General features: G+C 40.9%; 22 protein-coding genes. 10 read left to right on the forward strand and 12 right to left on the reverse strand.

The features are described 5' to 3' along the window. Positions 1 to 5: 5 nt before the first annotated feature. Entirely contained in the window at positions 6 to 215 is a 210-nt protein-coding gene (locus FDF36_RS05310) for an NVEALA domain-containing protein (RefSeq protein WP_220390616.1), read from the reverse strand. Positions 216 to 444: 229 nt separating this feature from the next. On the opposite strand from FDF36_RS05310, the gene FDF36_RS05315 reads away from it, so the two are divergent. Continuing rightward, positions 445 to 1,545, forward strand: coding sequence for a helix-turn-helix domain-containing protein (locus tag FDF36_RS05315; RefSeq protein WP_220390617.1), 1,101 nt, complete (start codon positions 445 to 447; stop codon positions 1,543 to 1,545). 350 nt (positions 1,546 to 1,895) lie between these two features. Here the strand turns inward: FDF36_RS05315 and FDF36_RS05320 are convergent, their stop codons facing one another. From FDF36_RS05320 to FDF36_RS05330, 3 genes are all read right to left on the reverse strand, one after another. After that, positions 1,896 to 2,288: a DUF3244 domain-containing protein gene (locus FDF36_RS05320; protein ID WP_220390618.1), complete on the reverse strand. Its 393-nt coding sequence runs from the start codon at positions 2,286 to 2,288 to the stop codon at positions 1,896 to 1,898. Positions 2,289 to 2,453: 165 nt separating this feature from the next. Beyond that, positions 2,454 to 4,217, reverse strand: coding sequence for a tetratricopeptide repeat protein (locus FDF36_RS05325; protein WP_220390880.1), 1,764 nt, complete (start codon positions 4,215 to 4,217; stop codon positions 2,454 to 2,456). A 42-nt stretch (positions 4,218 to 4,259) separates the two neighbouring features. Continuing rightward, positions 4,260 to 4,988 (reverse strand): DUF4369 domain-containing protein, encoded by a 729-nt coding sequence (locus FDF36_RS05330; RefSeq protein WP_220390619.1) that lies wholly within the window; start codon positions 4,986 to 4,988, stop codon positions 4,260 to 4,262. 239 nt (positions 4,989 to 5,227) lie between these two features. Between FDF36_RS05330 and FDF36_RS05335 the strand changes: the two genes are divergently transcribed. From FDF36_RS05335 to FDF36_RS05345, 3 genes are read left to right on the forward strand one after another with little or no spacing between them, the layout of a single operon-like run. Beyond that, positions 5,228 to 6,466 (forward strand): anaerobic sulfatase-maturation protein, encoded by a 1,239-nt coding sequence (locus FDF36_RS05335; RefSeq protein ID WP_220390620.1) that lies wholly within the window; start codon positions 5,228 to 5,230, stop codon positions 6,464 to 6,466. A 41-nt stretch (positions 6,467 to 6,507) separates the two neighbouring features. Next, the gene (locus FDF36_RS05340; RefSeq protein WP_220390621.1) at positions 6,508 to 8,673 is read left to right on the forward strand and encodes a S46 family peptidase; all 2,166 of its coding nucleotides are present in this window, start codon (positions 6,508 to 6,510) and stop codon (positions 8,671 to 8,673) included. Between the two features lie 2 nt (positions 8,674 to 8,675). After that, a complete protein-coding gene (locus FDF36_RS05345; RefSeq protein ID WP_220390881.1) occupies positions 8,676 to 10,841 on the forward strand; it encodes a S46 family peptidase in 2,166 nt (721 codons plus the stop codon). A gap of 115 nt (positions 10,842 to 10,956) precedes the next feature. On the opposite strand, the gene FDF36_RS05350 is transcribed toward FDF36_RS05345, so the two are convergent. From FDF36_RS05350 to FDF36_RS05360, 3 genes are read right to left on the reverse strand one after another with little or no spacing between them, the layout of a single operon-like run. Continuing rightward, the gene (locus FDF36_RS05350; RefSeq protein ID WP_220390622.1) at positions 10,957 to 11,139 is read right to left on the reverse strand and encodes a type II toxin-antitoxin system HicB family antitoxin; all 183 of its coding nucleotides are present in this window, start codon (positions 11,137 to 11,139) and stop codon (positions 10,957 to 10,959) included. Next, a complete protein-coding gene (locus FDF36_RS05355) occupies positions 11,136 to 12,260 on the reverse strand; it encodes a glycosyltransferase family protein (protein ID WP_220390623.1) in 1,125 nt (374 codons plus the stop codon). Before FDF36_RS05355 ends, FDF36_RS05350 begins: the two co-directional genes overlap by 4 nt. Next, positions 12,257 to 13,063, reverse strand: a complete 807-nt coding sequence (locus FDF36_RS05360; RefSeq protein ID WP_220390624.1) for a UDP-2,3-diacylglucosamine diphosphatase — start codon at positions 13,061 to 13,063, stop codon at positions 12,257 to 12,259. The genes FDF36_RS05355 and FDF36_RS05360 overlap by 4 nt, the downstream gene beginning before the upstream one ends. 175 nt (positions 13,064 to 13,238) lie before the next feature. Here FDF36_RS05360 and trxA point away from each other — a divergent pair, with 175 nt between their 5' ends. Both trxA and FDF36_RS05370 read left to right on the forward strand, forming a co-directional pair. Then, entirely contained in the window at positions 13,239 to 13,535 is a 297-nt protein-coding gene (trxA, locus tag FDF36_RS05365) for a thioredoxin (protein ID WP_220390625.1), read from the forward strand. A gap of 9 nt (positions 13,536 to 13,544) precedes the next feature. Then, complete coding sequence (locus FDF36_RS05370; RefSeq protein WP_220390626.1) at positions 13,545 to 14,012, forward strand: thioredoxin family protein; 468 nt, start codon at positions 13,545 to 13,547, stop codon at positions 14,010 to 14,012. Between the two features lie 381 nt (positions 14,013 to 14,393). On the opposite strand, the gene FDF36_RS05375 is transcribed toward FDF36_RS05370, so the two are convergent. The 5 genes from FDF36_RS05375 to FDF36_RS05395 all read right to left on the reverse strand — a co-directional run bounded on the left by FDF36_RS05375 (position 14,394) and on the right by FDF36_RS05395 (position 18,974). Continuing rightward, positions 14,394 to 15,029 (reverse strand): SagB/ThcOx family dehydrogenase, encoded by a 636-nt coding sequence (locus tag FDF36_RS05375; protein WP_220390627.1) that lies wholly within the window; start codon positions 15,027 to 15,029, stop codon positions 14,394 to 14,396. Between the two features lie 137 nt (positions 15,030 to 15,166). Beyond that, on the reverse strand, positions 15,167 to 15,724 hold the full coding sequence (locus FDF36_RS05380; protein ID WP_005780311.1) for an NADH peroxidase: 558 nt from the start codon (positions 15,722 to 15,724) through the stop codon (positions 15,167 to 15,169). A 21-nt stretch (positions 15,725 to 15,745) separates the two neighbouring features. Then, positions 15,746 to 16,165: a Fur family transcriptional regulator gene (locus FDF36_RS05385; RefSeq protein WP_220390628.1), complete on the reverse strand. Its 420-nt coding sequence runs from the start codon at positions 16,163 to 16,165 to the stop codon at positions 15,746 to 15,748. A 169-nt stretch (positions 16,166 to 16,334) separates the two neighbouring features. Further along, entirely contained in the window at positions 16,335 to 16,682 is a 348-nt protein-coding gene (locus tag FDF36_RS05390; protein WP_005789114.1) for a DUF805 domain-containing protein, read from the reverse strand. A 180-nt stretch (positions 16,683 to 16,862) separates the two neighbouring features. Next, complete coding sequence (locus FDF36_RS05395; protein WP_220390629.1) at positions 16,863 to 18,974, reverse strand: M3 family metallopeptidase; 2,112 nt, start codon at positions 18,972 to 18,974, stop codon at positions 16,863 to 16,865. A 110-nt stretch (positions 18,975 to 19,084) separates the two neighbouring features. Between FDF36_RS05395 and FDF36_RS05400 the strand changes: the two genes are divergently transcribed. From FDF36_RS05400 to FDF36_RS05415, 4 genes are all read left to right on the forward strand, one after another. After that, positions 19,085 to 21,010: an NAD(+) synthase gene (locus FDF36_RS05400; protein ID WP_220390630.1), complete on the forward strand. Its 1,926-nt coding sequence runs from the start codon at positions 19,085 to 19,087 to the stop codon at positions 21,008 to 21,010. A 69-nt stretch (positions 21,011 to 21,079) separates the two neighbouring features. After that, positions 21,080 to 21,616 (forward strand): hypothetical protein, encoded by a 537-nt coding sequence (locus FDF36_RS05405; protein ID WP_220390631.1) that lies wholly within the window; start codon positions 21,080 to 21,082, stop codon positions 21,614 to 21,616. A gap of 106 nt (positions 21,617 to 21,722) precedes the next feature. Continuing rightward, a complete protein-coding gene (locus FDF36_RS05410; protein WP_220390632.1) occupies positions 21,723 to 24,878 on the forward strand; it encodes a SusC/RagA family TonB-linked outer membrane protein in 3,156 nt (1,051 codons plus the stop codon). 30 nt (positions 24,879 to 24,908) lie between these two features. Next, positions 24,909 to 26,381: a SusD/RagB family nutrient-binding outer membrane lipoprotein gene (locus FDF36_RS05415; RefSeq protein WP_220390633.1), complete on the forward strand. Its 1,473-nt coding sequence runs from the start codon at positions 24,909 to 24,911 to the stop codon at positions 26,379 to 26,381. The last annotated feature ends 16 nt before the right edge of the window (positions 26,382 to 26,397 follow it).

Consider the following 26,397-nt stretch of genomic DNA (forward strand, 5'->3'; position numbering starts at 1 on the left):
CTTAATTAATAATAATATAGTACTTTGGATCCGTCATTGGGACAAACCACTGAACCATATCCGACACACATAGCAGGTGAAGTACCTTCTCCTGTCGCCAATGCCTCTATATTCATCATTACCAATGATGAAGGATCTTCTCTCTTTTCTCTCATAAATATAGAGACTACAACTACTGTAATAACAACTAATACTGCTAAAATCTTTATTTTCATTTCGCCAATAATTTAATAAATATCAGCAAAGATAAGCTAGCGAATAGAAGCGCACAAATATTCTACGTCAACACTTTTATTGATAACGTCATTTTATTTAATGACGTCTAAATATCAATATATTAAGTTCCAATAAAATAGCAGTTGGTTTTATTATTAATACAACAAATAAGGTGGTAAATTAAAACTTTTAAAGTAACTTTGCAGCACCAACACAAGATCTGACAATATGAATAAAAGAATATTTTTAGTAATCGGGGCCATCATACTTTTTATCATGATTGCTATAGGTGTTTCAACCTATACAATCATCCACTCTCTTATTCAAAAAGAAAAAGAAACTTTCAGGCCACAAGTCGAAAATGTTCTGAAAGAAGCAGTTATTAACAATACAATTCAGAAGAGCAAATATTTACCTTTAAACGGTTTTAATAACTCACCCAACAAGATAGGCATGTACGAAACTCGTACTTTCTGTTCAAAAGATACCCTGTTTACCTATCAACATAAAATACAGGACATGGATACTGAAATATTCTTCGCACGCCAATTAGGCTTACTTATGATGGACAGTTTACAGAGTACTGACATACAGAACTTAATAGTTGAAAATTTAGACAAAAATGGGATAAAAGGATATATCAATACCGGTATTATTGTCTCCAAACATTTACAGAGAGAAATATGGAGTCAGCCCCTAAGTAGTATCCCCCACAATGCAGAAATGATTATCTATCGTTTAGAAAATGAAATTGTCAATGTAGATTACATTATGTATATCGACTATAGTTTCTCAACTTTGTGGAAGCGAATGCCTAAAACCAATATCTACATCAATTTAATAGTGGAACTGATTCTCATCTACATCATCATTCTGTTTATACGGTATCATAGAAAGTATCGAAAAAAGACATCAGTACCAGCAGCCGATACAGCAGAGCCTGCACCTCATATCATCGAAACCATACCAGTCGGCAGTAGTGTAGAAACAGAAAAGCAAACTAATTCTACCATAAAAGAAGAGTTATCATTCAAGGATCAATTTGTTTTTGAAAAAGATTTTGTCCTATTTAATAACCACCCGATCAAAATGCCTAATCAGCAACAAAAGATATTAATTTTTTTCTTAAATAGCCCCAATTACAGAGTGAATAAACACGAATTAAAGAAAGAGTTTTGGCCTAAAAACAGTGATCCAACCAACAATATGACAAGCGCAATCAACAAATTAAAAAGAATCTTAGAAGAAATAAACAGTAAGTATACAATTATCACTGAAAAAGAAAACGAGGAGTACTATATACTAATCAGTAACAAATCGGCAGAATAAAAAATATAGAATGTATAGTATAGATAAAAAATGTGCGGGATACATCTCGCACCCCGCACACAACAACCATTTAAGTATTAAACAATTAAACTAAAAACATATGATAGTACTATATAAAAAAACAAGTCCAAATCCAATGCTGCATCAATGCTAACATAGAAGTGAAACTACTCTTAGAATCTTATTATGCATACGCTTATTAAAGGTGATAAACAAGGAATAACTTTCCTATTCTTCTTATTTCGAAAGTATGGTTTACCTTATATCCCCCTTCAGTAAGGAGTAAGAGTACAAAGCCTCTTGATTATCCAACCGCATATGCGTTCGATAGCATTTTTTCATTACAATAACTATTCTACAGTAAACTGTCCGTATACATACCCACCAGCTGCATTGGTAAATTCAAGCACATAAGTTCCCGGAGTTAAATCAGCAATAGAGAACGAAGTAACCTGACCGGCAGCTGTTACATCCATAGAAGACGAATAAACTTCTTTTTTAGCATCAGTAATTTCTTTCACTGCAATATCTACATTACCTATAGCCTTTGAGAACTTAATAAATAAGGTAGAACCATCGATATCCGCAGAAATAGGAATAAGCGGGTTGATAGAACGGCTACCTTCCTCTATAATCTCTCCATCCAAGATAATAGGTCTACGAAGAACTTCATTTGACATAGCATACATGGATTGTCCAATGAACAATGCCACAATCAATGATAAAATAACACGCAATTTCATATTTTATTTGTTTTGGTTTCGTCAAATATAGCGCATTTGGCTAAGATAGCAAAACAAATCACCCGGACAAATACAGCAAGGGTTAATATCACATAAATTACTATATATAAGCAATTTACACAAACAAGCAGAAGCATATACCCGGACAACCAGCATAAAATTGAACTAATATTTCTGCAAGAAATTATCCAAATCATCGGATACTGATAAATTTAATCGTTTTTTCAAACGTCCTTTAGCCTTTGTCACCGACTCAGAAGTCGTTAGAAAAGCGAGTCCCAAAACTTCATGTGTAATGCCAAATTTCAACAAGCAACAAATTTCGATATCATGCTTAGTCAAATTAGGAAATTCCTTTTTAATACGTATAATGAAATCATTGTGTAAAGCATTGGATAGATGAAATAACTTATCCCAATCACCATCCAAAAGTTGTTTTTTATCAGAGGCATTTTCCATGTCCTCTTTCTTTCTCAACATTAGTAGTATACGAAGTCCTTGCATGTAGATAGCATAAAGATCACCATCATCACTATCTGGTATATTCCCCTTCTTCTCAACTAAATGAACAGATAATGTTCTATTCTGATCTTCAAGAACGGACACCTTTCCTTGTAATTCTCCTATCTGATTTCGATAATCTCGTAATGTCTCTTTTTGTAAGTTTCTATAATTGAGTATTTGCTCTTGATACATTTCTATCTCGGTAACGTTCTGACGAATTCTTTGGCTAATATCTCTGATCAACTTCTGATTGGTTCGATATTTATAATAAATGTATACAATAACCAATATAGCAATAAAGCCTATAAACGAACCGATCAAGAGAATGTTCTTTTTCTCAATACTGGCTTGCAAACTTTCTTTCTGCCATTTTTCACTATCATACTTACCCTGCAAGTCCGCTATGTTATTCCGAATTTCAATATCTCGAGTTATTATTTGTAAAGAATCTGCTATATCCTTATATCCAACAGCACTCTTAAAATCATTCAATTCTTTTTTCAGATCATATAGGCACTCACAAGCATCTCTCTTTACTATTAAATTCGCATTCTCAAGACACAATGCAAGATACATTTCTGCATCCTTCAACCTGCCAATATATAAATATAAATTACCTAAAGCTAAATATCCAGAATATAATTTCTCCTGATCCTTTTCTTTCTTCAAGAAAGACAAAAAATAATATTCAGCCCCAACATAATCCCCTTGAGAACGATGAATAACCCCCAATTCTAAAAGTATAGATCCCACAGCCGAATATTCTTTCTGACTAGAAATATACAAAGCCTTATCATAATAATAATATGCACTATCTATTTGATTCTTATATAAAAACGCCCTTCCTATATTTCTATTAGCATATGTCATACAAAGTGAATCTGAAATACCAGAATAGTAAACCAAAGATAATCTATAGTCATTCAATGCTGCATCAAATAATTTTTGCCTTCTGTTCAAATCTCCTATTCCTTCTGACACTAACCCTAACAATTTAAACTGCTTAGTATTTTGAAGTACATCTTTCGCCTTTAAATAAAATTTCATAGCGTCTTCCACTTTATCAAGACTTTCCATCACTCTTCCATAATAATAGAAAGCTTTTCCTTTGGATACAATATCTTCAGTATAAGATCCATAATAACCAACCGCAAATTTAATGAGGGAATCCGAAGTAAATTTCATGTAATTCTTGTCCATAGCCTGAGTCATTAGCAGGCTATAATCTGCTTGAGCTTTGCCATGAAGGCTTTCAGGAGTTGGAATGTGCTTTAAAATAGTCATAGCACTATCCGGATCAGATTCCATTATTCTCTCAGCTTGAGACAATGATAATACAACTGTATCCGGTGTCGAATGACATGATACAACCAAAAGACCAAATAAAACAACAAAAAGATAACCAAATCGTAAGTGCGTGTTCATTTTCATTAAGTTTTTCGCAAAAATACGGAAAAAACTTAAAGTTTAACGATTTAAAGTTGCATTTTGTTCCATGCGCTGATGCTCTTCAATCAGCTCCATGTTTGATTTCGCTTTTGTAATAAAATCTTTTACTAATTTATTATTTTTAAAAGAATAAGGGGCATCTTTCATGATGTCCTCTATTTGGGGAGTCATAACAGGATAAGGTAGTGTGCTGCAAAGCATCATAAATACACTCGGACCTAAAACCGTTTCGTAATTATCTGAGATAAATTTTTTGATAAAGCCATTCATATCTTGCATTAACGAATCGCCCTCGTGAGTCAATTGCTCATGAATATCAGCCAAGTCGGCACCATCCATCACCATGCGGGCTTCTTTACGTTGCAATTCTTCTATCTGAACATCCAATGAATTCTTTTTATCAATAAAAGCGTAGAGGGCATTGTTCAAAGAGGTACCTTTCGCAACCAATTCAGTATTTGTAATTGAAACCTGAATATTACCTTTTTCAATCACCAAAGGCATGATGCTTTCGTCACCAATATAAAGTGTGGCCATTACTACCGAATCCACTTTGCCTTTCATTGAAAACAATCCATGCACCACTTCTGCAGAATCAATATTGAGCCACTCTCCGTTCTGAAGCACTTTAATAAAAAGCATCTTACCATCCAGACTGGTTACAGAAGAGGCGCCCTCAATCTTATACTTACGACTACAAGAAGTGAAAACAAAAAGCAAAAGTAAAAAAGGCAATACTTTATTCATAGGATACACAACTTTTTCGGTGACAAAGGTACAACGGATTCGTAAGCAAATGAAACATTTTATCAATATTTAAAACTTGTAAGACTCTTTTCTTTAATAATCCTTATAAACATCTATATAAGGACGGATTTTTCATTTACTTTATCTAAATTTGCACTTTCAGAGTTGACAAATAGTCAATGAGTTATTGAATTGGTCAGCCCGCTAACTCGTAAAATTGTAATCGTATAATATAGAAAATGTCTACTACCTACGCACCCTTTGCCAAGCCGCTATACGTAATGCTCAAGCCCGTAGGGGCTATATGCAACCTTGCATGTGATTATTGTTATTATCTGGAAAAGTCCCGGCTTTATCAAGAAAATCCCAAACATGTGATGAGTGACGAACTGCTTGAAAAATTCATCGAACAATACATCAACTCGCAAACTATGCCACAAGTACTCTTCACCTGGCACGGAGGAGAGACATTGATGCGTCCACTCTCTTTCTATAAGAAAGCGATGGAACTGCAAAAAAAATATGCTCGCGGAAGAAGCATAGACAACTGCATACAGACCAACGGAACCATGCTGACCGACGAGTGGTGTGAGTTTTTTCGTGAAAACAACTGGCTGGTAGGAGTTTCGATAGACGGTCCTCAAGAGTTTCATGATGAATACCGAAAAAACAAACTTGGCAAACCCTCGTTTGTAAAAGTCATGAATGGCATCAACCTTTTAAAAAAGCATGGAGTAGAATGGAATGCCATGGCGGTAGTGAATGATTTTAATGCAGACTATCCGTTGGACTTTTATCACTTTTTCAAAGAATTAGGTTGCCATTATATTCAGTTCGCTCCCATTGTGGAACGCATTTTGCCACATCAGGATGGACGTCATCTGGCCTCACTGGCACAACGCGAAGGGGGAAAATTGGCCGAATTTTCCGTCACACCGGAACAATGGGGAACCTTCCTCTGTACACTTTTTGATGAATGGGTAAAGAAAGATGTAGGCAATTATTATATCCAACTTTTCGATTCTACCCTTGCCAACTGGGTAGGTGAACAACCGGGAGTATGCTCCATGGCAAAAACATGCGGACACGCCGGCGTAATGGAATTCAACGGAGATGTCTACTCATGTGACCATTTCGTGTTTCCGGAATTCAAACTGGGCAACATCTACAATCAAACTCTGGTAGAGATGATGTATAGTGAACGCCAGACCTCTTTCGGACAAATGAAACAAAAGTCACTTCCCACCCAGTGTAAAGAGTGCGAATTTCTATTTGCCTGCAATGGTGAATGCCCCAAAAATCGTTTTTGTCGCACAGCAAATGGTGAACCGGGGCTAAACTATCTGTGCAAAGGATATCATCAATTCTTCAGGCATGTGGCTCCTTATATGGATTTCATGAAAAACGAATTGATGAACCAACGGCCGCCGGCCAATGTGATGGACGCTATCAAAGAAAACAAATTGATCATAGATTAAAATAGTAAAACAACGAATCATTCTAATTTTTTTATAAACTAATGAACAGACTCAAACTTTACTTACTGGCGCTGACTGCGCTGGCCGTTTGTTCCGCAAAGGCGGACGAGGGTATGTGGTTACTGCAATTGATGCAGCAACAACACTCTATTGATATGATGAAAAAACAAGGACTGAAACTTGAAGCACAAGACTTGTATAATCCCAACGGAGTCTCACTGAAAGATGCCGTAGGCATTTTCGGCGGAGGATGTACAGGCGAAATTATTTCACCGGAGGGGTTAATATTAACAAACCACCACTGTGGATACGCTTCCATCCAACAACATAGTTCTGTAGAACATGATTATCTGACAGATGGTTTTTGGGCAACCTCAAGAGACAAAGAATTGCCGACTCCAGGGCTGAAATTTACATTTATCGAACGTATAGAAGACATTACAGATATCGTAAATGCTAAAATAGCTGCTAAAGAAATCACTGAATCAGAATCATTCAGCAGTACATTTCTTAATAAACTGGCTAAGGAGTTGTTTGAAAAGAGCGACTTGAAAGAGAAAAAAGGAATCGTTCCGCAAGCTTTGCCTTTTTACGCCGGAAATAAATTCTATATGTTCTATAAGAAGGTATATCCGGACGTACGTATGGTAGCCGCTCCCCCTTCATCAATCGGTAAGTTCGGTGGTGAAACCGACAACTGGATGTGGCCACGCCATACCGGTGACTTTTCAATGTTCCGTATCTATGCTGACGCTAATGGAGAACCTGCAGAATACAATGCTTCCAATGTCCCCCTGAAAACCAAGAAACACCTGAACATCTCTATCAAAGGGCTGAAAGAGGGAGATTATGCCATGATCATGGGATTCCCGGGAAGCACCAGCCGTTATCTCACCGTTTCGGAAGTGAAAGAACGCATGGAGGCAAGCAATGCCCCCCGTATCCGTATCCGCGGAACCCGTCAGGACGTGTTGAAAGAAGCGATGAACGCCAGCGATAAAGTACGTATTCAATATGCCAATAAATATGCAGGTTCAAGCAACTATTGGAAGAACTCCATCGGCATGAACAAAGCTATCATCGATAACAATGTTTTGGGAACAAAAGCAGAACAGGAAGCTAAATTCGCTAAGTTTGCCAAAGAAAAAAATAATACCGACTACATGAATGTAGTGGCAAAGATCGACGAGGCTGTAGCTAAAACTTCTCCAATCAAATATCAACAGACCTGTCTGACGGAAACATTTTTCGGCGGTATTGAATTCGGTAGCCCATTTATGGTAATGGACAAACTGAAAGAAGCATTGGAACAGAAAAACGATTCAAGTATTGAAGCTAACATCAAAGTGCTGAAAGAGGTATTCAACGACATCCATAATAAAGACTATGATCACGAAGTAGACCGTAAAGTAGCCAAAGCCCTGTTGCCACTATACGCAGAAATGATTCCTGCCGAACAGCGCCCTGCCATCTACGATGTGATTGAGAAAGAGTATAAAGGCGACTACAATGCATACGTAGATGCAATGTACGATACTTCAATTTTGGCCAATCAGACAAACTTTGATAAATTCATCAAAAAACCGACTGTAAAAGCAATCGAAAAAGATATAGCCACTCAATATTCACGTGCCAAGTATGACAAATACACCAATCTGGCCGAACAAATGGGAAAATTGCCGGAAGAACTGGCTTTATTGCACAAAACATATATCCGCGGACTGGGTGAAATGAAATTGCCTGTACCATCTTATCCGGATGCCAATTTCACTATCCGCCTGACTTATGGCAACGTGAAGCCATATAGCCCGAAAGACGGTGTATATTATAAATACTACACAACAACCGACGGAATCCTTGAAAAAGAGAATCCGGAAGACCGTGAATTCGTAGTACCCGCCAAACTGAAAGAATTGATTGAGAAAAAAGACTTCGGACGCTATGCACTCCCCAATGGTGAAATGCCGGTTTGCTTCCTGTCTACCAATGACATCACAGGCGGTAACTCCGGAAGTCCGGTACTGAACGAGAACGGCGAATTGATCGGTTGTGCATTCGATGGTAACTGGGAATCACTGAGCGGTGACATCAATTTCGATAATAACCTGCAACGTTGTATCAACCTGGACATCCGTTATGTACTCTTTATTCTTGAGAAGCTGGGAGGATGCGGACATTTGATTAACGAAATGACGATTGTTGAATAATGATGAAAAGAAACTTATTATCTACTGCGTTTGCACTGATGGCATTGGCCGTCAGTGCTGACGAGGGAATGTGGATGCTGACTGACCTGAAAGCGCAGAATGAAGCTGCCATGATGGATCTTGGGTTACAAATCCCCATAGAGGAAGTCTACAATCCTGATGGAATAGCTTTAAAAGATGCTGTTGTACATTTTGGAGGCGGATGCACCGGTGAAATCATCTCGGCGGAAGGATTGGTACTGACCAATCACCACTGTGGATACGGAGCAATTCAACAGCATAGTAGTGTAGATCACGACTATCTGACAAACGGATTCTGGGCAATGAACCGAAACGAAGAGTTACCCTGCAAAGGGCTGACAGTAACCTTCATCGACCGTATCTTGGACGTGACAACTTATGTAAACGAACAACTTAAAAAGGATGACGATCCCAACGGCATCAATTATTTGTCTCCCAAATATCTGGCAACAGTTGCCGACCGGTTTGCAAAAGCAGAAAATATCCAAATCACTCCGGCAACGCGTCTGGAACTGAAACCATTTTACGGAGGTAACAAATACTATCTATTTGTAAAGACAGTCTACAGTGACATTCGCATGGTAGGTGCCCCTCCTTCTTCGATCGGCAAATTTGGAGCTGATACCGACAACTGGATGTGGCCACGCCACACAGGAGACTTTTCTTTGTTCCGTATTTATGCAGACAAGAACGGTCAGCCGGCTGAATATTCTAAAGACAATGTTCCTTTGCAAGTAAAAAAACATTTGACAATCAGCCTGGCAGGAGTTAAAGAGGGTGATTTTACATTCGTTATGGGATTTCCCGGACGCAACTGGCGCTACATGATTGCCGACGAAGTAAAAGAACGAATGCAAACAACCAACTTCATGCGCCACCACGTACGTGAAGCACGGCAGGCTGTACTGATGGAACAAATGCTGAAAGATCCGGCAGTACGCATACATTATGCAAGCAAATATGCTTCCTCCGCTAATTACTGGAAAAATGCCATCGGCATGAACGAAGGTCTGATCCGGCTGAAAGTATTGGATACCAAAGAAAAGCAACAAGAACAATTGTTGACAATGGGACGTGAGAAAGGCGATGACTCATATCAAAAGGCTTTCGATGAGATACGCTCGATTGTAGCGCACCGTCATGATGCCATGTATCATCAGCAAGCCATCAGCGAAGCATTGGTAACGGCACTCGATTTCATGAAAATCCCTTCAACTGACGGATTGAAAAAAGCACTTGAGAGCAAAAATGCAACAAAGATTAAAGAAGAAACCGATAAGCTGAAAGCAGAAGCGGATAAATATTTCGCATCTGTTCCATTTCCGGAAGTAGAACGACTCGTAGGAAAGAAAATGCTGGAAACCTATGCCGGATATATTCCGAAAGATCAGCAAATCGGTATTTTCAAAGTAATAGACAGCCGTTTTAAAGGAAACAAGGATGCCTTTATCAATGCTTGCTTCAAGTACTCGATCTTCGGTTCGAAAGAGAACTTCAACAAGTTTATCGCTCACCCCACTCTTAACAAACTGGATAAAGACTGGATGGTTCTCTTTAAATATTCCATCACAGACGGACTGTTGAAAACGGCACTCGCCATGAAGGATGCCAATAAGAACTATGATGCAGCTCATAAAGTATGGGTGAAGGGTATGATGGATATGCGTCAAGCTGCTGGTACGCCCATCTACCCGGATGCAAATTCAACCCTGAGGTTAACTTATGGACAGGTATTGCCCTACGAGCCCGCCGACGGGACAGTATACAACTACTATACAACGCTGAAAGGGGTAATGCAAAAAGAAGATCCGGATAATTGGGAGTTCGTAGTACCTCAAAAGCTAAAACAACTGTATCATGCAAAAGACTTCGGACATTACGCGATGAAAAACGGAGAAATGCCTGTTTGTTTCATTGTCAATACAGACAATACAGGAGGAAATTCCGGAAGCCCGGTATTCAATGGAAAAGGGCAATTGATCGGGACCGGATTCGATCGTAACTATGAAGGTCTGACAGGAGACATTGCTTTCCGGCCTTCTTCACAACGTGCCGCAGTAGTAGACATCCGCTATACTCTATTTATTATTGATAAGTATGCAGGTGCCTCACACATCATCAAGGAGCTGGATATTGTAGAAGAATAATAAAAAGACAGGGTACACTTATTTTCAAACGGTGTACCCTGTCTTTTTTATTATCAATGAAGTTTTTTCTCAGTTTCAGCATCTGACATGCTAAAACCTCATACAAACTCTTGTTCTATATAAAATCTTCTACCAAATACATTTCTTCAATTAGGTCTTCCATGGTCTGTTCCAGGTTTATTACCGCTTCTTCGGGTGAATCCCCATACGCATTACACTGCATATTCACAGTAAGCCAAGCATAATAACCGCCATCGGATGTGCGCTCAAGCATATAATCAGTCTTATTCAATTTCATATCGGAAAATAATTAGTTAATGTAGGTACAGTGACAGCCGAGTGCTGATCAGCAAGTCGTTCAAGTTCTCCAATAATCTGACGTTCGCTGCTACGAACCCAACGAATAAATTCCCGGTTGGGAACATACGTTCCGGCAAAACGAAGCAACGACTCCAAATCGAAAGATTCGCCAATAATTCCGGCACCGGCCTGGCAGGCGTCATAAGCATTGCAATCCTGCTCAATATGAGCAGGAACCATCAGTACAGGTTTGCCCAGATACATCGCCTCACAAATAGACTCAAAACCGGCCGTACTGGCATATGCTCTGCAACCGGCCATTCTATTAAGGAATTTCACATCATCAATCTGATGAAAACTCAGTGTAGCATCCACTTTGGTCACCTCGTCAGCATCCTGTTTATCCCAGAAAAAGTGCATAGGAATTTCAGGATGCAAGGCATGGAAAGTCTCTACACTATCTGCAAAACCTGAGTTAACCATATATCCGTGGATGTAGTTACCCTGTTCCGGCTGAGTAGCGGTCACTTCCCTGCGAAGCAGAGGAGGAACAACGGTTATCCCTTCAGTCCGGTCCGATTCCATTTTACGAAAAGAGAGCGCCAACCGCCTGCTGGCGCGCAGACTCGTCATCCGTGTAAAAAAGCGCAACATGGAGAGTTGAATCACACTTTTTCGAGGAAACTCAAAGTGGTTGTGCAAAAACAGATATTGGTGTCCGATGCAAACATAAGGAACAGAGGGACGGAAGAGTGCGTAGGTAAGTCCGGTCAGAAGTTCGTAGAAGTTGATCACAACTTCCGCCCCTGTTTCCTTAATGCGCTGATTGATATAACACATACTGCGAAAATATTCCGGTACATGTATCAGATTGTATGCAAAACTCTTTTTCAGATCAGCCCGTTTATTTTCGGCTGTAGGCAAAAAATTCGGACTGGTGAAACGCCTTACCGGTGCCTGGATACTCCGGTTGAAAAAGCCGGGCAAGGTGCGTGACGAACTTTTACCGACAAGAACTTCCACTACCTGGTGCCCGTTACGTAATAATATGTCTTCAAGGGTAATGGCCTGAGTGAAATGCCCTCTCCCCTCTCCTTGCACAATAAACAGAAATTTCATGATGCTATTGTTATGGATATAGTTTGTTTTTCCTTATGATTATCTTCCTTCAGTAATCCACTATCAAAATAGCGGATAGTCCAGTTACCATCTTCATCTTCAGTAAGAGCCGAAAGTGTTTCTACCCAGTCGCCTGAATTCAGATAATGGATATCTTCATAAAAAGTATTGGCAGGATGGTGAATATGACCGCATATCACGCCATCACACTTTTTAGCCCTTGCCAGGCCAACAAGCTCTTTTTCAAAATCAGAAATATAAGAAACGGCGGTCTTTACCCTATTCTTAATGGACTGGGAAAGGGAATAATAAGGTTTTCCCTGCTTCATTCTGCGGACATTGTATACCTTATTCAGCCATAACAGAAAAGTATATCCTGTGTCGCCCAACTTAGCCAGCCATTTCATTTGAGTAGTCACCGTATCAAAAATATCTCCATGCGTCACATAATAACGTCTGCCGTGGCTTTCGTAGATACAGTCTTTCACAATCCGGATATTATAAAAATTCAGAGGTGCCAGATTATCCAGAAAATCATCATGATTACCACGAACATAAATCACTTGTGTCCCGAAATTCTCCATCATCTTCATTATTACTTTGAAGAAATCCGTATGTTTAGCTTTCCATTTACCCAAACCACTTTTCTGCAAATGCCATCCGTCAATGATATCACCATTCAGGATTAAGCGATCACAATTTATTGATTTCAGGAAGTGAGTGACTTCCTCTGTCTTGGAGTGTTGAGTTCCCAGATGAATATCCGAGAGAACTACTGTGGGATAATACGTCCGTAAATGCATAACTTTTGTTTTTTTCGTTACGCAAAGATCCCGTTTCCGGATTACAGGAGGATGAATGCAAGGTTACTATATGATGAACAAAATCGGGACTTCTCTGTTATTATAATAAAACAAATAACTATATTTGCCCCCTGTAAACGAGGGCTCTATATTTATCAAAAGAAAGGAAAAAATTATGGAAAAATTCGAAGATTTAATACAGTCACAAAGTCCCGTTTTAGTAGATTTTTTTGCAGAATGGTGTGGACCTTGCAAAGCAATGAAGCCGATTCTTGAAGATCTGAAACAGCAGGTAGGCGAGAAAGCCCGTATTGTAAAAATCGATGTGGACACACACGAAGAGCTAGCTGTAAAATACAGAATTCAGGCTGTGCCGACTTTTATCCTTTTCAAAGAGGGAGCAGCTGTCTGGCGCCATTCCGGTATGATTCAAGCCAGCGAACTGAAAGGAGTTATTGAACAATACACATAAAAACAAAGAATGAAGAAAGTATTATCATTAGTAGCTTTGGCCATGATCAGCACCATTATGTTTGCTGTAAACGATGGAGCCAAAGCAGATCAAAACAAAAAAGAGGCAAAGAGCGGTGAGGTTATCGTGATGAATAAAGAGATGTTTATCAACGATGTCTTTGATTACCAGAATTCAAAAGAGTGGAAATATAAAGGTGATAAACCTGCCATTATCGACCTGTATGCAGATTGGTGTGGTCCCTGCCGCATGACAGCCCCGATTATGAAAGCGCTTGCTAAAGAATATGACGGAAAAATCGTAATATATAAGGTGAACGTGGATAAAGAAAAGGAACTGGCTGCACTATTCAATGCAACAAGTATTCCCCTCTTTGTATTTATCCCCATGGAAGGCGAACCTCAATTGTTCCGTGGAGCAGCAGATAAAGCCACTTATAAAAAAGCAATTGACGAGTTCTTGTTGAAACAGAAATAGGACTGAATAAATTCAATAATAAAAAAGGCATGGTTCCGTTGAGAAAACCATGCCTTTTTTATATACTGCCGTCTTTACTATCTTCCCCAAAAACGAATATCGAGTTATCAAGGAAACAATTATTCCCTACACCTAAGATCAGGACATAAAAGCCCTACTTATCTGATGTGTCTACCCAACCATCTAATATTCAACAGTTTGTTTCTTTTATATTTTGCTATTAAAAGCCTGGAATTAACACAGTGTTAAAGTTAGTCTTTTAACTGCAAAACATTAGTTATTTGATAGCAAAGAACAAGCCTTTTGGCACTAAGAAAATAAAGTATCTCCTGATAAATTAACACTGTTAACGAGATTGGCAAAACATCTGTCAAAAACACATTATTTAAAATATCCAACCGGATGATTCATCATCGGCATTTGAGTATCCTTTAATTTCAAAGCAATTTTGAGCCGTGCCAGATCCATCGATGCACGCGGGACTGTGGCCAAACGTGCAGCCGAACAGAACAACGAGATGTTTTGCGAAACAATCCCTGCATCCATAGCTCCCATCAATTGAACATGATTACTCTTCGCATCACCCAGCTTAGACAGATCACTGACCAGCACCAACGATACCGGCGCATTGTTGACAAAGGCCTGACCGCCGGCAACCGCAGAACGATGATCTCCCTCAGAAATCAAATTTAGCTTATGCCCTTTAGCATCATACAGGTAAGTTCCTTGCGGAAGCACCACATATATGTCGATATCCTGACGATTCATGGCTGACGGAGCTGTACGTTTGCCTTCAGATGACCGATTAATACCATTGGCGGCCCAAAGTAAATCGGATAAATCGGCATTACTCAAAGCCTTCGAAGCATATTCACGAGTAGAATGGCGTTCGGATAACGCCTTCATCAGCAGTCCGGTACGATTCATGTCGGGCTTGGGCAACTGAATCGTCCGGTCGGCAGCATAGGTTGCCACCGACAAAAGCAGGAAACACACTAAAAACTGTAACTTTTTCATAATCATGTATCTTTTTAAGTAAAGCACAAATATAAAAGAATCATCAGTCAACATCTTTATTTCAAAAGAAAATTTAACAAAAAAGGCCTGTATCCCAAACCGGGCACAAGCCTTTCTCTATAAATCATTTATGTAGATTATTTCTTACCGAAATAGCGGTTATAAAGTCCTTCGAAACCTTTACCGTGACGAGCTTCATCTTTACACATCTCGTGTACGGTATCGTGGATAGCATCCAGATTCAAAGCTTTAGCACGTGTAGCGATACGTTTTTTATCTTCGCAAGCACCGGCTTCAGCATTCATTCTCTTTTCAAGGTTTGTTTTAGTATCCCATACGCAATCGCCCAACAGTTCAGCAAACTTAGAAGCATGTTCTGCTTCTTCCCAAGCATAACGTTTGAAAGCCTCAGCTACTTCAGGATAGCCTTCTCGATCGGCCTGACGGCTCATAGCCAAATACATACCAACTTCAGTACATTCGCCCATGAAGTGATTGTTCAGGTCTTTAATCATTTCTTCGTCACAACCTTTAGCTACACCAATTACGTGTTCGTCAACAAAAGTGAGTGCACCACCTTCTTCTTCAACAACTTCTACGAATTTGCTTGCAGGAGCTTTACACAAAGGACATTTCTCTGGCGCTGCGTCACCTTCATAAACATAACCGCAGACAGTACATCTAAACTTTTTCATTTCGTCTTAATTTTTAATTAATTAGTCAATACGTATATCATTTAAACATTTCTTACAAACACCTTTATAATAGTAGTGCACTTCGCTTACTTCATGTCCATCCATTTGAAGGCCTTCCACTTGTTTCATTTCAACCTGATATTTCAAATCATAAATACGCCCGCAACGCTTGCACAGAAAATGAGCATGTTGTGAAGTGTCCGCATCAAAATTCGTGTTCCGCTCGTCAATAGTAAGCATTTGTGCCGCCCCCTGTTCAGAAAACAGCCTCAAGGTATTATAGACTGTAGTCTTTGAAAGTGTTGGCATAGAGGGAGATAACTCCGTATATATTTCATCAGCCGATGGATGTGTCTTATGTTCCATCAAATAGTTCATGATAGCAATTCGCTGCATGGACGGTTTGATGTTGTGCTCTAATAATCGGTTGTATGATTCCATTTTCTTCCTCCTTTCCCAAATTGTATTCATTACAATTTTAAATCTGATGCAAAGATAAAGAGTTCTTTTATTTTCGCAAACAAAATACGATTTTTTTTTTGATTAAACAGAAAAACGGCATACAAAATTGCTTTTGTATGCCGTTTTTTATGACTATAATATGTACGTATTAAATTCCTTTAGGGTTTTCACCATATTGATTGCTACCCGGCTGTCCGTCCTGAATAGTCAGGAAAAGATACCAAAGACTACCAATCACCGGCACGAAAGTGATAAATAGCCACCATCCGCTTTTGCCGATATCATGCATACGACGTATACTGACAGCAATCATAGGCAGAAGCATAGCCAAATAATAAATACCTACAAATACGCAAATCGTACCCAAAATAGCATCAATAATACTTGCGACAATAGCAAAAATAGCCATGAACAAAACAAACATCCAGTATTCACGTCTTCTGGCTCTACCGTCGAAATCTTTCCACTTCTTTAAAACATCAATGTACTCTTTCATCTTTAATTCTTTTAATAGTTAATAATTGTTGGTATTTTGTGTTTATTTCAATAAACTGCTGCAAATATAACAATTAATATTTGTATTTTTTATATTTTCTGCGTTTATTTTTAGCAAAAGTCAAAAAGGGAGATAACCTCTTACTCAGCACCACACCGTAAAAGCCCTATACGAGCCTACCTACAGTCCCCTGTTACGCAACAAAGGTGCTATGCCGGGTTCTTTACCCCGAAAGTTCTTATACATATCCATCGCATCGTCAATGCCTCCAGGAGTGAGAATATAACGACGGAAACGGGAAGCCACTTCCTGATTAAACAGATCACCGGTTTCCTTATATGCTTCAAAAGCATCGCTATCTAACACTTCAGCCCAAATATAACTGTAATAACCAGCCGTATAGCCGCTGTTCATGATGTGATTGAAGTATGTAGTGCGATAACGAGGAGGTATTTGACTCAACAAGCCACGCTCTTTCAGCACGGCAGCCTCAAATTCAGTGACATCCATATTCCGGGGAATCTCTTTCAGTACATGATAATCCATATCAAGCAGAGAAGCGGCAAGATATTCGGTTGTAGCAAACCCCTGACCATACTTTCCACTCTTATCAAGTTTCTCAATCAATGCAGCAGGAATCACTTCACCGGTCCGATAATGTTTGGCATATATTTTCAGCACCTCCGGTTCGAATACCCAATGCTCCATAACCTGAGAAGGTAATTCCACAAAATCACGCGGCACACCGGATACGGCATGAAAGTGTACATCTTTAAACAGGTTGTGCAGCGCATGACCAAACTCATGGAATAAAGTGCCGGCTTCATCAGCACTAAGCAGAGCAGGCTGTCCTGAAGAAGGCTTAGTAAAGTTACACACAATCGTAACTACCGGCGCCAGACGTTTACCGTCACGATAGGTTTGAGAACGATAGGTTCCGCACCATGCGCCTCCCCGCTTACTATTACGAGGGAAAAAATCCATATACAATACGCCAAGATGGGTTCCGTCTTTATCTTTGCACTCAAAAGCCTGTGCTTCTTCATGCGGTTTCGGAATATCTTTGATTTCGGTGAAAGTAATGCCGTAAAGCCTGTTGGCTACATAGAAGGCACCTTCACGCACATTATTTAATTCAAGATAAGGACGCACTTCATTTTCGTCTAAACTGAACTTTGCTTTCTTAGCTTTCTCAAAATAATAGCGCCAGTCCCATCCCTCAGGAGTAAAGTTACCGCCCTCCTTCTTTATTTCAGCCTGAATGTCGGCCAGCTCTTCCTTTGCTTTTGCAACAGCCGGAGTCCAGATCTGGTTCAGCAAACGATATACATTTTCTTCGTTCTTCGCCATACGGTCTTCCAAAACGTAAGAAGCATAATCGGCATATCCCATCAATTTAGCTTTCTCCAAACGCAGAGCAACCAATTTCTTCACGATTTCATTATTATCGGTCTCATTGCCATTATTGCCACGATTGATGTATCCTTTAAAGATTTTCTCACGCAACTCGCGATTATCGGCATATTGCAGGAAGGGCATTACGCTCGGATTGTGCAAAGTAAAAAGCCACTTTTCTTGCATACCTGCCCCTTTAGCCGCTTCGGCTGCGGACGCTACAAGACCTTCGGGTAATCCGGCCAGATCTTCCTTCTTATCTATCACCAACTCAAAAGCGTTGGTTTCTTTCAGCAGGTTCTGCCCAAAAGTCAACTGCAACATCGAAATCTCACTGTTGAGTTGACGCAACTTTGCCTGATCCACAGAATCCAAATTGGCACCTCCACGAACAAATTTCTTGTAAGTTTCTTCCAATAATTTATTCTGTTCCTTATCCAGTCCCAATTTCTCCCGACGTTCATAAACTTCTTTCACACGGGCAAAAAGAGTCGGATTCAAACTAATATCATCCCGATGTGCCGAAAGCAACGGAGTGATCTCTTTATTAAAGGCCTGCATTTCGTCGTTCGTATTACAACTGTTCAAACCACTAAACACAGTACTCACCCTATTTAATAACTCTCCGCTCTGATCGAATGCAGCGATGGTATTATAGAAATCAGGAACTGAACGTTGATTAACAATGGCATCGATTTCTTTTTTCTGTTCTTCCATTCCTTTCAGGAAAGCTTCTTTGTAATGCTCTACTTTAATCAGGTCGAACGGTGGAACACCGAAAGGAGTTGAATACTCTGTCAGTAAAGGGTTTCCGGCATCGGTGGCTACTTTCTGTCCGGCTGTGCCGCAAGCAGTCATCACGGCAGCCACTCCGGCAGCCATAAGCATCTTCTTCATGTTTTTGCGCGATTTAATAATATAATGTATCAATTCAATTTTGACAAAAATACAAAGATTCGATTAAAATGTCTACTTTTGCAACAAGAAATGATAAACTCTAATAGAAAATGAACTACGGATTCGTAAAAGTTGCGGCGGCCGTTCCCCGCGTAAAAGTAGCAGATTGCAAATTTAACTCTGAAAGATTGGAGAGTCTTATTACCATAGCCGAAGGTAAAGGAGTACAGATTCTCACTTTCCCCGAAATGTGCATTACCGGATATACTTGTGGAGACTTGTTCGCCCAGCAACTTTTGCTTGAACAAGCAGAAATGGCTTTGATACAGATTCTAAACAGTACCCGCCAACTGGACATCATTTCTATACTGGGCATGCCGATAGTGGTAAACTCCACAGTAATTAATGCCGCAGTGGTCATACAAAAAGGTAAAATACTGGGGGTAGTGCCCAAAACCTACCTGCCTAATTATAAAGAGTTCTATGAGCAACGTTGGTTTACATCTGCCCTACAAGTTTCGGAAAACAGTATACGGCTTTGCGGACAAACTGTTCCGATGGGTAACAATCTGTTGTTTGAAACAGCGGAAACGACTTTCGGCATAGAAATATGTGAAGACCTTTGGGCTACTGTTCCTCCCAGTTCCTCACTCGCGCTACAAGGGGCGGAAATCATATTTAACCTTTCCGCCGATGATGAAGGTATTGGTAAACACAATTATCTTTGCTCTCTAATCAGCCAGCAATCTGCACGCTGCATTTCCGGTTATGTTTTTTCGTCCAGTGGCTTCGGTGAATCGACAACGGATGTTATTTTTGCCGGAAACGGGCTTATTTATGAAAACGGATATCTACTGGCACGGAGTGAACGTTTTTGCATGGAGGAACAGTTGGTTATCAATGAAATTGATGTGGAATGTATCCGTGCGGAACGTCGTGTCAATACAACTTTTGCTGCCAATAAGGCTAATTGTCCGGGTAAAGAGGCTGTCAGGATCTCTACAGAGTTTGTCAACAACAAAGATCTGAACCTGACCCGTACATTCAATCCACATCCTTTTGTTCCGCAAGGAACCGAACTCAACAGCCGCTGTGAGGAGATCTTCTCGATTCAAATAGCCGGACTGGCACAACGCCTGCTACATACCGGAGCCAAAACAGCCGTAATAGGTATTTCCGGAGGGCTTGACTCAACACTCGCCTTATTGGTATGCGTCAAGACTTTTGATAAATTGGGATTATCTCGCAAAGATATTCTGGGTATAACCATGCCAGGATTCGGAACAACCGACCGTACTTATCACAATGCCATCGACCTGATGAATTCCTTGGGAGTTTCAATACGGGAAATCAGTATCAGGGAAGCATGTATCCAACACTTTAAAGATATCGGACACGATCTCAATATACACGATGTAACATACGAGAATTCACAGGCACGCGAACGTACCCAAATCTTAATGGATATAGCCAACCAAACATGGGGTATGGTAATCGGAACCGGAGACCTGTCGGAACTCGCATTGGGATGGGCAACGTACAACGGAGATCATATGTCGATGTATGGTGTCAACGCAGGTATTCCCAAGACACTGGTGAAACACTTAGTACAGTGGGTAGCCGAAAACGGTATGGATGAAGCATCCAAAGCAACTCTGCTGGATATTGTGGACACTCCTATCAGTCCGGAACTGATACCGGCAGACGAGAACGGAGAAATCAAACAAAAAACGGAAGATCTCGTTGGTCCTTACGAACTACACGACTTCTTCCTATATTATTTCTTACGGTTCGGCTTCCGCCCGTCAAAAATCTACTTCCTGGCACAAACTGCATTTAGTGGAGTTTATGATGATGAAACAATCAAAAAATGGCTGCAAACTTTCTTCCGCCGCTTCTTCAACCAGCAGTTTAAACGCTCTTGCCTGCCGGACGGACCGAAAGTAGGAAGTATATCCATCAGCCCCAGAGGGGACTGGCGCATGCCAAGTGATGCCAGTTCGGCTGCATGGCTGAAAGAAATAGCCGAATTGTAACAGAGACGATACCTCTTTTTAACATAACACTGCGATCTTTGCAGCGTCATATTAAAAAGAGGTAAAGTTATGAAAAGACATTTTATTTTAGCATTTGTTTTATTGGCATCCAGTATTGCCTTAAATGCAGCCAATTCATTGCCGGACGATGATAAATCCGACAATAAGAACAAAACAGAAGTCAATTCTGTCGTCAAAAAAACATGGGAGTTCTACTCCGCCATCAAACAACCTTCTGCCGATGCGCTGACTAATGCGGGTAACTACAAATTCGGGCAAGAAGCCGGCTATCTCTATAACCAATTCATGAAGATCTATGTAGTCAGGGAAGAAGTGGTTCCCGGAGACCCTACCCGCCGTACCGTAATTCGCAAACCCACCATCTACAACGCAGTACGCTCCATCGAGAAACAGCTGAATAAAGAGCTCAAAAGCAATAAAATGACCAGAGAGCAAGTAGCTGCAGAATTCACAAATGTACTGAAAGTAGCTATTTCCGCCTATGATTCCGAAAGCGAATCATTTGAAGACGCTTTACAGATAAATCGCAAAAATGCAACCGACCTTCTCTCCGTATTTCAAAATGTAAAACTGACAGAAATCTAAAATTCTTTTTTTTCAATAGGTAAATTAATATTAATGGCAAGTCTTGGGCAAAAGAAAACTTTTGCCCAAGCACTCGCCATGACTAAACACTCAATGATTAGTACTTATGAACAGTAAATTTCTCCTGCTACTCTGTAGTATGTTATTGTGCACATCACTTGTATTCGCACAATCGGTCAAAGTAACAGGTACAGTCACAGACAAAATAGGGGCAGTAATCGGTGCCACTATTATGGTGAAAAACTCATCAAACGGAACTGTCACCGATATAGACGGTCGCTACAGCATCGAAGTTCCCAAAGGCGCAACACTACTATTCTCTTTCGTTGGTTACAGCACAGTAGAGAAAGAGGTAGGTAACAACACTGTAATCAATGTCGAACTGTCTGACGATATTCAGGCCATCGATGAGGTAGTGGTCACTGCAATCGGTATCAAGCAGCAAAAGAAGAAGATCGGTTACACAACCCAACAAATCAACAGTGAAGTGTTGAATGCCACTCCCAGCCTGAATGTGGGCTCAGCTCTTTCGGGACAAGTAGCCGGACTGCTGGTAGCCAACCCTACCGGTATTTTTCAGGCACCGAGTTTCAAACTTCGCGGCAACGCACCATTGGTTGTACTGGACGGAGTTCCGGTAGAAACCGACTTTTTCGATATCTCAAGTGAGAATATTGAAAGTGTCAATGTACTAAAAGGTACGGCAGCCTCAGCCTTATATGGCTCACGCGGGAAAAACGGTGCTATCCTGATCACCAGTAAAACAGCTAAAAAAGAAGGGTTGGAAATCAACTTCTCTACCAACAACATGATCACAGCCGGCTTTGCAGTGCTTCCCGAGACACAACATCAGTACGGTAGCGGATCAAATGGTAAATATGAATTCTGGGACGGTGCCGACGGTGGCATTTCGGATGGTGACATGACTTGGGGACCCAAATTAAATGTAGGAACCAAAGTAGCTCAGTGGAACAGCCCGATCCGGGATAAAGTGACTGGAAAAGAAATTCCCTGGTGGGGAGATGTAAAAGGTACTCAGTATGATGACAAATCGCGCTATGAACGTGTACCTATCGACTGGGTATCCCATGACAACCTGAAAGACTTTCTGCAAACCGGACTGGTAACCAACAACAATATCTCGATAGCTTATAAAGGAGAGAAAGCACGCTACTTCGTCACCGGACAATATGCTTACCAGAAGGGACAGGTGCCTTCTACTGAAATGCACAGTGGAGGTATCAACTTCAACTCTACCTTTGATCTGGCTAAAAACTTGCAATTGGATGCCAATCTGGCCTACAACAAAATAGTTGCCCCGAGTTATCCGCGCTACGGATACGGACCTAAAAACCACATGTACACCATCGTTGTATGGATGGGAGACGATGTGAACGGTAAAGAACTCCAAAAACATAAATACGTTCCCGGGCAGGAAGGGTATCGTCAGGCAAGTTACAATTATGCATGGTATAATAATCCTTACTTTGCAGCCGAAGAACTCCAGCAATCCGAAAGTCGGGATGTGGTGAACGGACAACTCCGCCTGAATTATCAAATCCTCCCCAATCTGAACATACAGGGACGTGCCGCCTTACGCCAGAAAACAATTCTTCAGGAAATGAAAGTACCCAAAACTTACATGAACTACGGTGACTCCCGGGAAGGTGACTACAAAGTATGGAATGACCGTCAAACTAATGTAGACGCTGATGTACTGGCTACCTACACTCAAGATCTGACTCCGGATATCCTCTTCACCCTGAATGCCGGAACTTCGGTATTCTACCGTAATTACCGTCAGGAATACCAGTCTACCGACGGTTTGATTGTTCCATTCGTATACAGCATCAAAAACACACAAGGTCCTTCCATTACCGATGCCAACCGAAATGAAAAATCAATCCGCAGTATTTATGGATCAATCAACCTTGATCTTTACAAATATGCTTATCTGACGTTGACCGGACGTAATGACTGGTCATCTACTCTGGCAAAAGGCAGCAACTCTTACTTCTATCCTTCTGTCGCACTGAGTACTATGGTATCCGAATACATCAAATTGCCAACATTTATGGACTATCTCAAAATGTATGGTTCATGGGCGGTTGTCTCTACCGACCTGTCTCCCTACCAGATCATGTCCACTTATACAAAAGATTCCAATTACGGTTCGAATCCATCTATTTCCTACCCTTCTTCTCTGGTCAACTATTACATTAAACCCCAGAAAACGACATCCTGGGAAGCCGGATTGTCAACAGCATTCTTCCGTAACCGGTTGTCTTTCGACCTGACTTATTATCATACGATCGATGAGAACCAGATTATCGACCTGAATATTTCGAATGCATCGGGTTTCACCAGCCGTAAAGTGAACGGTAACCAATATACCACCAACGGATGGGAAATCATGGCCAATGTACAGGCTATCAAAAATAAAGATTTTCAATGGGATTTCTCCTTGAACTGGAGTAAGAGTGTAAAAAAACTGACGGAAATATATGGCGGACAGAAAAAGTTCGGTGACCTGAAAGTGGGTGACCGTGCCGATGCATTTTACGGTTCACAATGGCAGAAAAGTGCTGATGGAGAATTGATCCTGGATGAAAACGGTATGCCTACTAAAGACGCATATAAACAATATCTGGGACATCTGGATCCGAACTTCCGAATGGGTATGCAAAATACTTTCCGCTACAAAGACTTCACACTGTCTGTCGATCTGGACGGCGCTTATAAAGGAGTAATCTATTCTGTATTAAGCGAAAAGTTGTGGTGGGGAGGAAAGCATCCGGAATCAGTGGAGTACAGGGACGCACAATATGCCGTCGGACACCCGATATATGTACCCAATGGGGTAGTCGTAACCGGAGGAGAGTTGAAACGTGACATTGACGGTAATGTAATCTCTGACACACGCACCTACAAACGTAACACGACAGCGGTCGATTGGCAACAATGGTGCCAGAACTATCCTTATCAAGCTTATGTATCTTCGAAAGAAAATGCCAAATTTGCCAATGTATTCGACCGTAGCTACATTAAGCTCCGCCGAGTGGCACTGACTTACAACTTCACCAAACTACTTCCAAAACAAAGCCCCGTGAAAGGACTTACAGCTACAGTTTTTGGCAACAACCTAGCTGTCTGGAAAAAAGTCCCCTTTGTCGATCCGGACTACACCGGAGACAGCAACGACGGAGGTGCCAACGATCCAACCGCACGCTATATCGGCATGGGTGTCAACATAAAATTCTAAACGAATAAGAAACTAATAAGAAATTATAAAATGAAAAAGATAATATTACTCATCGTATCTGTATGGATGTGCGTTTCCTGTGGAAACCTGGAAGAGATGAACATTGACCCGGACAATGCCACTCAGACCCACCCCAAACTCCTGCTGACCCAAATCTGCATGAATGCTTTTAAAAGAGGGACTGACGGAATGTATGCTACCAAAAAAGTAATTCAAGCCGACGGAGAGAGTGCAGATCAATATTACAAATGGACCCGCGGAAGTTTTGGCTACTATGACAATCTCCGCAATGTACAAAAGATGGGTGAAGAGGCAGAACGTGTAAATGCTCCGGTGTATACGGCACTCACTAAATTCTTCCGCGCCTACTACTTCTATGAACTGACTCTCCGTTTCGGAGACATCCCCTACAGTCAGGCCTTGAAAGGAGAAAAAGAAGAAATATACACTCCCGAATATGATGCACAAGAGGATGTTTTTGCAGGGATCCTCCAAGAATTGAGAGAAGCAGACGAAATACTGGCAAATGACGCATCTGTCATTGACGGAGACATCATCTATAACGGAAATAGCACCCAGTGGAGGAAACTGATCAACTCTTTTCGTCTGAAAGTTCTGATGACCCTCTCCAATCATACAACAGTCGGGAATATAAACATCGCTTCTGAATTTAAAAACATTGCGACAAACAGCCCGTTGATGAATAGCCTGGCAGACAATGGACAGTTGGTTTACCTGGATCAGCAGGGCAACCGATATCCTCAATTCAATGCCCAATGGTCCGGCTATTATATGGATGATACATTTATCCAACGTATGCGCGAACGTCGGGACCCACGCCTGTTCATCTTCAGCACACAGACCAACAAAGGAAAGACTGAAGGAAAACCTATCGACGACTTCAGTTCTTACGAAGGAGGAGACCCTGCGGCTCCTTATAGCGATGCGATTATCAAAGTTAGTGAGGGTACCATATCTCCCATTAACGACCGTTTCCGTACAGATCCGATTGTAGAGCCCACCATGCTGATGGGGTATGCCGAATTACAACAAATTCTTGCTGAAGCTGTTGTACGGGGATGGATCAGTGGCAATGCACAAACGTATTACGAGAAAGGTATCCGCGCCTCGTTCTCTTTCTATGAAACCCATGCAAAAGATTATGCCGACTATCTGAACGAGAACGCAGTGGCCCAATATCTGAAAGAACCATTGGTCGACTTCACCCAAGCATCCGGTACTGAAGAGCAGATAGAACGCATTATCATGCAGAAATACCTGGTTACATTCTACCAAGGCAACTGGGATTCCTTTTACGAACAACTACGTACCGGCTATCCGGACTTCCGTCGCCCAGCCGGAACAGAAATCCCCAAACGATGGATGTATCCGCAAGGAGAATATGATAACAACGGTACTAACGTAGAAACGGCTATTACACGCCAATTCGGTGCAGGAAATGACAAAATAAACCAAGCTACCTGGTGGCAAAAAAAATCATAGAATAAAATATATACTC

The sequence above is a fragment of the Bacteroides fragilis genome (genome assembly GCF_019583405.1).
In the GTDB taxonomy this organism is placed as follows: domain Bacteria; phylum Bacteroidota; class Bacteroidia; order Bacteroidales; family Bacteroidaceae; genus Bacteroides; species Bacteroides fragilis_B.

Bases quoted from the DNA above. Each gene is read 5' to 3' on its own strand.
- FDF36_RS05310 (WP_220390616.1), bottom strand. From the start codon at position 215: ATGAAAATAAAGATTTTAGCAGTATTAGTTGTTATTACAGTAGTTGTA.
- FDF36_RS05315 (WP_220390617.1), top strand. From the start codon at position 445: ATGAATAAAAGAATATTTTTAGTAATCGGGGCCATCATACTTTTTATC.
- FDF36_RS05320 (WP_220390618.1), bottom strand. From the start codon at position 2,288: ATGAAATTGCGTGTTATTTTATCATTGATTGTGGCATTGTTCATTGGA.
- FDF36_RS05325 (WP_220390880.1), bottom strand. From the start codon at position 4,217: ATGAACACGCACTTACGATTTGGTTATCTTTTTGTTGTTTTATTTGGT.
- FDF36_RS05330 (WP_220390619.1), bottom strand. From the start codon at position 4,988: ATGAATAAAGTATTGCCTTTTTTACTTTTGCTTTTTGTTTTCACTTCT.
- FDF36_RS05335 (WP_220390620.1), top strand. From the start codon at position 5,228: ATGTCTACTACCTACGCACCCTTTGCCAAGCCGCTATACGTAATGCTC.
- FDF36_RS05340 (WP_220390621.1), top strand. From the start codon at position 6,508: ATGAACAGACTCAAACTTTACTTACTGGCGCTGACTGCGCTGGCCGTT.
- FDF36_RS05345 (WP_220390881.1), top strand. From the start codon at position 8,676: ATGAAAAGAAACTTATTATCTACTGCGTTTGCACTGATGGCATTGGCC.
- FDF36_RS05350 (WP_220390622.1), bottom strand. From the start codon at position 11,139: ATGAAATTGAATAAGACTGATTATATGCTTGAGCGCACATCCGATGGC.
- FDF36_RS05355 (WP_220390623.1), bottom strand. From the start codon at position 12,260: ATGAAATTTCTGTTTATTGTGCAAGGAGAGGGGAGAGGGCATTTCACT.
- FDF36_RS05360 (WP_220390624.1), bottom strand. From the start codon at position 13,063: ATGCATTTACGGACGTATTATCCCACAGTAGTTCTCTCGGATATTCAT.
- trxA (WP_220390625.1), top strand. From the start codon at position 13,239: ATGGAAAAATTCGAAGATTTAATACAGTCACAAAGTCCCGTTTTAGTA.
- FDF36_RS05370 (WP_220390626.1), top strand. From the start codon at position 13,545: ATGAAGAAAGTATTATCATTAGTAGCTTTGGCCATGATCAGCACCATT.
- FDF36_RS05375 (WP_220390627.1), bottom strand. From the start codon at position 15,029: ATGAAAAAGTTACAGTTTTTAGTGTGTTTCCTGCTTTTGTCGGTGGCA.
- FDF36_RS05380 (WP_005780311.1), bottom strand. From the start codon at position 15,724: ATGAAAAAGTTTAGATGTACTGTCTGCGGTTATGTTTATGAAGGTGAC.
- FDF36_RS05385 (WP_220390628.1), bottom strand. From the start codon at position 16,165: ATGGAATCATACAACCGATTATTAGAGCACAACATCAAACCGTCCATG.
- FDF36_RS05390 (WP_005789114.1), bottom strand. From the start codon at position 16,682: ATGAAAGAGTACATTGATGTTTTAAAGAAGTGGAAAGATTTCGACGGT.
- FDF36_RS05395 (WP_220390629.1), bottom strand. From the start codon at position 18,974: ATGAAGAAGATGCTTATGGCTGCCGGAGTGGCTGCCGTGATGACTGCT.
- FDF36_RS05400 (WP_220390630.1), top strand. From the start codon at position 19,085: ATGAACTACGGATTCGTAAAAGTTGCGGCGGCCGTTCCCCGCGTAAAA.
- FDF36_RS05405 (WP_220390631.1), top strand. From the start codon at position 21,080: ATGAAAAGACATTTTATTTTAGCATTTGTTTTATTGGCATCCAGTATT.
- FDF36_RS05410 (WP_220390632.1), top strand. From the start codon at position 21,723: ATGAACAGTAAATTTCTCCTGCTACTCTGTAGTATGTTATTGTGCACA.
- FDF36_RS05415 (WP_220390633.1), top strand. From the start codon at position 24,909: ATGAAAAAGATAATATTACTCATCGTATCTGTATGGATGTGCGTTTCC.